Origin of the sequence: Protofrankia sp. Cj3, assembly GCF_917627355.1 — a bacterium.
Classification (GTDB): Bacteria; Actinomycetota; Actinomycetes; order Frankiales; family Frankiaceae; genus Protofrankia.
Window position 1 is genome coordinate 1 of the sequence record NZ_CAKJTR010000208.1, and the last position, 7,440, is coordinate 7,440.

The 7,440-nt window shown below is 72.0% G+C and carries 6 protein-coding genes; 5 read left to right on the top strand and 1 reads right to left on the bottom strand.

Features of this window, described 5'->3' with window-relative positions; translation table 11 throughout:
• Window positions 1-255: 255 nt before the first annotated feature.
• Window positions 256-561 (top strand): hypothetical protein, encoded by a 306-nt coding sequence (locus tag MJ783_RS20220; RefSeq protein ID WP_239312698.1) that lies wholly within the window; start codon window positions 256-258, stop codon window positions 559-561.
• A 65-nt stretch (window positions 562-626) separates the two neighbouring features.
• On the opposite strand, the gene MJ783_RS20225 is transcribed toward MJ783_RS20220, so the two are convergent.
• Entirely contained in the window at window positions 627-1,895 is a 1,269-nt protein-coding gene (locus tag MJ783_RS20225; RefSeq protein WP_239377472.1) for an ATP-binding protein, read from the bottom strand.
• A 189-nt stretch (window positions 1,896-2,084) separates the two neighbouring features.
• Here MJ783_RS20225 and MJ783_RS20230 point away from each other — a divergent pair, with 189 nt between their 5' ends.
• From MJ783_RS20230 to MJ783_RS20245, 4 genes are all read left to right on the top strand, one after another.
• Window positions 2,085-4,244 carry a primosomal protein N' gene (locus tag MJ783_RS20230; protein ID WP_239312704.1) on the top strand — a complete coding sequence of 720 codons (2,160 nt, stop codon included), beginning with the start codon at window positions 2,085-2,087 and terminating at the stop codon, window positions 4,242-4,244.
• 193 nt (window positions 4,245-4,437) lie between these two features.
• A complete protein-coding gene (def, locus tag MJ783_RS20235; protein ID WP_239312707.1) occupies window positions 4,438-4,986 on the top strand; it encodes a peptide deformylase in 549 nt (182 codons plus the stop codon).
• Entirely contained in the window at window positions 4,986-5,936 is a 951-nt protein-coding gene (gene fmt / locus MJ783_RS20240; protein WP_239312710.1) for a methionyl-tRNA formyltransferase, read from the top strand. Before def ends, fmt begins: the two co-directional genes overlap by 1 nt.
• Window positions 5,933-7,375: an RsmB/NOP family class I SAM-dependent RNA methyltransferase gene (locus tag MJ783_RS20245; RefSeq protein WP_370651734.1), complete on the top strand. Its 1,443-nt coding sequence runs from the start codon at window positions 5,933-5,935 to the stop codon at window positions 7,373-7,375. The genes fmt and MJ783_RS20245 overlap by 4 nt, the downstream gene beginning before the upstream one ends.
• Window positions 7,376-7,440 lie beyond the last annotated feature (65 nt).

Below are 7,440 nucleotides of genomic sequence, written 5' to 3' on the forward strand. Positions count from 1 at the left end.
CTCTAAGGCGTCGCCGGAGTCGGCGGAGAACCGGCGGTTGAAGGCCGCAACAGTCAACCGGCCAACATCAGGACCACAGCCGTCGCGCGGCCGGCCTCAAATTCTCATACGAAAGGGTGGCGGCCACGCCGCCCTGGTTGCTCTTGCCACAGGTGGGTCCCTCCGAGCCGACGAGGGAGCATGACGCGGATGGGAGGAGCGGTCCGAAGCCGTGAGGATCGGCAGCTCTATGAACCAGCGGCCGGGAGGAGGGCAATGCCGATCAAGCCCGCCCGGATTCCTTCTTCCCTTTTCCGCCCGGTCTTTCTGGACTGCCCGACAACACGTCATTCATGGTCAACGTCACAGGATCCTGATCGGCATATCGCCCTGCTCACCACACCCGACAGACTGATCGTTCTGTCTCAAACCAGCTTGGCAGAGAGGGCGGCTGCGGTGGTCCTGGTCGTACCGACGCGGGCGCAGCTGTTCGGCTTCCAGCTCGCCGCCGAGCGGCATGCGTCGAATCAGCTGCTGTGCCGACATCGCCGCTCGAAGATTGTCCCTGTGTTCGCGTGCTGACGATACTCTCACGGTCACGAAGGCTGCAGGTCGCTTGCCGGACGTCGGCGTACACAGGCGCCGTGTCAGGGGGCCCATAGGCGGTCGACTGGCATGACATGGAGGCGGTCTTCGAAGGTGTAGGACCGTGCGCCGAGGTAGAGAATCACGCCGGCCAGGAATGCGTTGCCGGTGGCGTCGCGGAGCTTGCGAAGTGGGGTGAGGTCCGAGCCGGGAACCCGGCCGGCGGCTTTGACCTCGAACGCGACCAGCATTCCGTCGTCGCGTTCGACGACGAGGTCAACTTCGTCACCGTCCCGAGTCCGCCAGTGGCCGGTCCCGCTGACCCAGTCGGCCCAGGATGCTTGTTTGAGGAGCTCACCGACGGCGAACGTCTCCAGCAGGTGCCCGAATTCGGTCAGCGCGGCTGGGCTGCGGGCGGCCAGCTTCTGCGGTGTCAGGCGCAGCAACCGCGCCGCAACCCCGGAGTCCAGCATATGGATCTTCGGCGAAGCCGTGGACCGGGCAATGAGGGTGGTGCTCCAAGCAGGGAGACGGTAAAGGAGGAACACTGCTTCCAGCAGGCGGATGTAGCTGTCGGCGGTCCTGTGGTCGAGCCGGGTTCCCGCCGCCGCGCTGGTGATGTTGAGAATCTGCGCGGTCTGGCCGGCCAGCCTCCCGAGCAGCGCCGGCAGGGCCGCAGCCTGGCGGATGCTACTGAGTTCCTGGACGTCGCGTTCGACGCTGAGGCGGACGTAGTCGTCGAACCAGCGCCCCCGGGAGGCAAGGCTGGCGCGGCCAAGCACCGGTGGGAACCCGCCGGTCACGACTCGGTCGATGTACTCCTCGCGTGTCGTCGTCGACGGCGGGGTGCTGACGGCGTTGACCGGGTCGGCGAAAAGGTCATCCAGCAAATGTTCGTGGACCCCGGCGACCTCCCCCTGAGAGAGCGGGTAGACGGGCAGGCGGTGCAGGCGGCCGGTGAGGGCTTGGGCGGCACGGGGAAGTGCTTCGTGCCGCGCCGAACCGGTCAGCACGAAGCGCCCAGGCCGGCCATCCCGGTTCAGCTCGGCTTTGATCGCGTCGAGGACGAGCGGGACATGCTGATACTCGTCTATACAGACCGGGGATGGCCCGGCGACGAACGTCCCCGGATCTCTGGCGACCGCATCCCGGACAGCGACGTCGTCCAGGTCGACGATCTCGGCTCCCCTGCTGGCGGCCAGGCCCCGCAGCAGGGTGGACTTACCCGCCGACCGGGGACCCTGGAGCAGGACCACGGGTTCCTCGGCCAGCCGGCTCTCGATGACGGGAAGCAGACGCCGCTCGACCAGTCCCCGCAGCGGCGTACTCACCGCTCGATGATAGTTGACCTCCACATTTGCCAGCCACTCAGTTCCAGATCTGCCAAAGGCCGAGCTCCAGATCTGCCGGCCACGTAGTTCCAGATCTGCCAGTCCCTGTGGCGTGCAACGTGATGGATAGGGCCGCTGAGCGCCCGTCCGCGGTCAGGCCTGTCAGCGGTGCCTGGTACTAAACCAGGTATGCCCGAACAGCCTGGCGTACCCCGCCCAACAGTGAGCGCCAGGACGGTCCGGGGCCCGGCGCGGGCCACCGGTCCGGGTGCGCTGGAGCCAGCGGGCGACCTGCCGGTCGCCAGGGTAGTGGTGGACGTGCCACATGCTCATCTGGACCGGTTGTTCGACTACACGGTGCCGGCGCGGTGGGCGCAGGCCGCGGTCCCCGGCGCGCGGGTCCGGGTTCGCTTCGCCGGCCGGCTCGTGGACGGGTTCATCCTCCACCGGTGCGAGCGGTCGGAGCACACCGGCGCGCTCACCTTCCTGAGCCGTGTCGTGTCGCCGGAGCCGATCCTTGCACCCGAGATCGCGGAGCTGGCCCGGACGGTGGCCGACCGCTATGCCGGGACCCTTGCCGACGTGCTCCGCCTGGCGGTCCCACCCCGGCATGCCCGGGTGGAAAAGGAGCCACCGCCGGCTACCGACCCGCCAGTTGCCGACCTGCCGGCTACCGACCTGCCGGCGGGCGACTGGTCGCGGTATCCGGAGGGCGAACGGATGATCGCCGATCTGGCCGCGGGCGGCAGCCCCCGGGTGGTGTGGTGGGCACTGCCCGGTCCGTCCTGGCCCGCGATGGTGACCGCGGCCGTCGCCGCCACGGTCCGATCGGCCCGGGGCGTCCTGATCGTCGTCCCCGATCACCGCGACATCGACCGTGTTGCCGACGCGATGCGGGGTGTCCTCGGCGCGGCCGGTTTTGCCGCGCTCAGCGCTGATCTCGGCCCGGCCGAACGGTACCGCCGTTTCCTGGCCGTCAGGCGGGGGAGCGCACGGGTCGTGGTGGGCACCCGCGCGGCTGTGTTCGCACCGGTCCGGGATCTTGGCCTGATCGTTGTCTGGGACGACGGGGACGATCTGCACGCCGAACCCCGCTCGCCCTATCCCCACACCCGTGACGTCGCGGTGCTGCGCTCCCGGCAGCAACGGGCGGGGCTGCTCATCGGCGGGTGGTCGCCGTCGGCCGACGCGCAGGCACTGGTTCGCGTCGGCTGGGCGGGTGCGCTGGTCCCGCCGCGGTCGGTGGTGCGGGCCGCGGCCGCCCGGGTGGAAGCCACCGGTTCGGACTTCGAGGAGGCCAGAGATCCAGCGGCGCGGGCCGCGCGGTTGCCGTCGCTCGCCTGGCGGGCGGCCCGGGAGGCGTTGGCCGCCGGCGCGCCGGTCCTCGTCCAGGTGCCCCGGCGCGGGTACCAGCCCTCACTGGCCTGCGCGGGCTGCCGCCGGCCAGCCCGGTGCGGCCGTTGTCAGGGGCCGCTTGGGCGCCCGAGCGGCGCCGGACCGCCGGCCTGCAACTGGTGTGGACGCCCCGCCGTTGATCTCACCGGCCGGCCGTCGGCGGAGGCCGCCGGATGGCGGTGCCCATCCTGTGAGGACGCGCGGCTGCGGGTGACCGTCGTCGGCGACCGGCGGACCGCCGAGGAACTCGGGCGCGCGTTCCCGGGCGTCACGGTCCGCACGTCCGGCCGGGACGGCGTGCTGGCGACGGTCGCGGCGGCGCCCGTTCTGGTGGTGTCCACGCCGGGCGCCGAGCCGCTCGCCGACGGCGGCTACGGCGCGGTCCTGCTGCTCGACACCTGGGCGTTGCTCGGCCGCACGGACCTGCGTGCGGCCGAGGAGACCCTGCGGCGGTGGTGCGCGGCGGCGGCGCTGGCGCGGCCGGCCGCCGACGGCGGCCGGATCATCGTCACCGCCGATGTCGGCCTGGCGGTGGTGCAGGCGCTGACCCGCTGGGACCCGGGCTGGTTCATCCATCGTGAGCAGGACGAACGTGCGGCCCTCGGCTTTCCGCCAGCGACCCGGATCGCCGCTGTCGAGGGCGCTGCCGGCCCGGTCGCCGAACTGATCGCAGCCGCTGAGCTCCCGGCTGGCGCCGATGTGCTCGGCCCGGTTCCGGTGGCGGGGCCAGGCGGGCCAAGTGGGCTGAGTGGGCCGGGCGGCCCCAGCACCGGTGCCGGGGCCGGCGCCGGGCAGCCCGCGGCCGGCGAGCAGCGGTGGGAACGCGTCCTGGTGCGCGTCCCCAGAGCCCGCGGCCAGCAGCTGGCCGTTGCGCTCAAGGCGGCGCGCGGCGTGCTCGACGCCCGCAGGTCCGCGCCGGTCCGGGTCATCCTCGACCCGGTGGCCTTACTGTGACGGGCGGCTGTGCCGGGCGACGTGCCAGCAGGTGACCGGCGGCTGCGCGGGCCCGGGTGTTTTCGCGCCCGTGGGCCCTTGGTCCTACCGTGGAAGCCCGTAGCATGGATTCTCTTCATCGGGTGTGGCCGCGATCGAGTGTGGCCGCGCGGCCACAGTGCTCGACAGGTGTGTATCCGGAAGGGGTGCGACAGTGACGGTCCGGGAGATCCGACTGTTGGGGGACCCGGTGCTGCGGACGGTGGCCGATCCTGTCACCACGTTCGACAAGGAGCTCCGCCGGCTCGTCGCGGACCTCACCGACACGATGCACGAGGCGGACGGGGTCGGGCTGGCGGCGCCGCAGCTCGGGGTGTCCCTGCGGGTGTTCGCCTATGACGTGGACGGCGAGGTGGGGCACCTCGTCAACCCACTGCTGGGGCCGTTCAGCGAGGAGCTGATGGATGGCGAGGAGGGCTGTCTTTCCCTGCCTGGCATCGCGTTCGAACTGAAACGGCCGGAGCGGGTGCTGGCTGTCGGCCAGAACGTCCACGGCGACCCTGTCACGATCGAGGGTAGTGGCCTGCTGTCACGCTGCGTCCAGCATGAAACCGATCATCTGGATGGTGTGCTGTTCATCGACCGGCTGGACCGGGCCACGAAGAAGGCCGCGATGCAGGCGATCCGCGAGGCGCAGTGGGCAGGGCAGACCCCTCCCGCGGTGAAGACCTCGCCGCATCCGCTGTTCGGGCGCGCCCGCTGATGCGGCTGGTGTTTGCCGGCACCCCGGCCGCCGCGCTGCCGAGCCTGCGGGCGTTGCTCGACTCGCCCCGCCATGAGGTCGTCGCGGTGGTGACCCGCCCGGACCGGCCGGCCGGCCGCGGTCGCAAGGTCGCCCACTCGCCGGTGCGGGCACTCGCCGAGGAGGCCGCGGTGGAGGCGCTGGTGCCCGAACGCCCGCGCGATCCCGCTTTCCTCGCGCGTCTCGCCGAACTGGCGCCGGAGTGCTGTCCGGTGGTGGCTTACGGAGCGCTGCTCCCGCGGGCCGCCCTCGACATCCCCAAGCACGGCTGGATCAACCTGCACTTCTCCGTGCTCCCGGCGTGGCGCGGCGCCGCCCCGGTGCAGCATGCCCTGCTCGCCGGGGACGAGGTGACCGGCGCGTCGGTCTTCCAGATCGAGGAGGATCTCGACAGCGGCCCGGTCTACGGGACGCTCACCGAGACCATCGGCGGTCATGATACCGCCGGTGACCTGCTGGAACGGTTGGCCGACGCGGGCGCCAGGCTGCTCTTGGCCGTGCTGGACGGCATTGACGACGCGGCTGCGCGGGCCCGGCCGCAGGCGGCCGAGGGCGTGTCGATCGCGCCCAAGCTGACCGCGGCCGACGTGCGCATCGACTGGTCCGCGCCGGCCCTCCACATCGACAGGCTGGTTCGGGCGGCCACGCCGGCACCTGGTGCCTGGACGACCTTCCGTGATCATCGGATCAAGCTCGGTCCGGTGCGGCCGTGCTCCACCTCGGGGGACCTGCGGGTCCCCGCGCTGGAGCCCGCGCAGATCGGCGTGTCCGCCGGGCACGGGGAGATCGCCGTCGGTACCGGCGGCGGAGCGGTCCTGCTGGGTGAGGTGCGTCCCGAGGGCCGTGCGTCCATGACCGCCAGTGCGTGGGCTCGTGGCGCCCGGTTGACTGACCGTGAAAGGTTCGTGTGAGCAGGGCTACCACCACCGGCTCCCCAGCTGCCTCCTCCGCGCCGGGGAGTGCCCGCTCACCACGGGCGGTCCCGGCGGATCCCGCGCGGTTGCTCGCCTGGGAAGTCCTGCGAGCGGTGGACGAGCGCGGTGCCTACGCGAACCTGCTGCTTTCGGCCCTGACCGCGCAGCGTCAGCTCCCGGTCCGGGACCGGGGGTTCGCCACCGAGCTGACCTACGGCACGCTGCGTGCGACGGGCATCCTGGACGCGCTGCTCGCAACAGTCACCAGCCGTCCGGTGGACGCCGTGGACCCGAAGGTGCGCGATGCCCTGCGGCTCGGCGCCTACCAGCTGCTCTATACCCGGGTGCCGACGCGTGCGGCGGTCGCGTCAACCGTTGACCTGGTTCGCCACACCAGCGGCGAGCGGCCGGTCCGATTCGCCAACGCGGTCCTGCGGCGGGTCGCGTCGCGGGTGGACGAGACCGGCGGTGACCTCGCGGCCCTGCTTGCCGCGCCGAGCTACGAGGACGACCCGATCGGTCATCTCGCGCTGGTCACCGCCCATCCGCGCTGGGTGGTCGAGGCGTTCGCCGCGGCGCTGGGCGGCGACCTGGCCGAGACCCGCTCGGCGCTGGCGGCCGACGACCAACGGCCGACCACCCATCTAGTCGCGCGACCCGGTCTGATCGACGCCGAGGCGCTGCTGGACGCGGTCCGGGACGGGGGCCTGGCGGGCACGCCCGGTCTGTGGTCGCCGTATGCGGTCCGCCTCGCCGGTGGTGATCCGGGACGGCTCGCGGAGGTCACCGACGGCCGGGCCGGTGTGCAGGACGAGGGCAGCCAGCTGGTCGTGACGGCACTGTCGAGGGTGGCGACGCGGGGTACGGACACCGGGGTGAGCGTCGACCTGTGTGCCGGCCCTGGCGGCAAGACCGCCGTACTGGCCGGTCTGCTGCCCGCGAGCAGGCTGGTCGCGCTGGAACCGCGGGCCGCGCGGGCCAGGCTGGTGACCCAGGCGGTGGCCGGCCGGTCCAACGTTCTGGTGACCCGGGCGGACGGCCGTAGGCCGCCGCTACGGCCGGGGAGCGTCGACCGGGTGCTGGCCGATGTCCCCTGCACCGGTCTCGGGGCGCTGCGACGTCGGCCCGAGGCCCGCTGGCGCCGTGCGCCCTCCGACGCCGTGGTGCTGTCCCGTCTCCAGCGGCTGCTGCTGGCCGCGGCCCTTGACCTGGTGCGTCCTGGCGGTGTCGTCGCATACGCCACCTGTTCGCCGCACCCGGCGGAGACCACCGACGTCGTGACGGACGTGGCCGCGCGGCGCGCTGACGTGTCCGTTCTGGACGCCCGGGTATTCCTGCCCGAGGTGGGCGCTCTCGGTGACGGCCCGTTCGTACAGCTGTGGCCGCACCGGCACGGCACCGACGCGATGTTCCTTGCCCTCCTGCGCCGCACCTAACCGACTGCTGGTCGCTCTAAGAAGATCCGCTTCTACGCATATGCCCTGTGCATGCGCTGGGTGCT

Excerpts from the sequence above, each read along its gene's own strand:
- MJ783_RS20230 (WP_239312704.1), top strand. The coding sequence starts at position 2,085 with ATGCCCGAACAGCCTGGCGTACCCCGCCCAACAGTGAGCGCCAGGACG.
- fmt (WP_239312710.1), top strand. The coding sequence starts at position 4,986 with ATGCGGCTGGTGTTTGCCGGCACCCCGGCCGCCGCGCTGCCGAGCCTG.
- MJ783_RS20220 (WP_239312698.1), top strand. The coding sequence starts at position 256 with ATGCCGATCAAGCCCGCCCGGATTCCTTCTTCCCTTTTCCGCCCGGTC.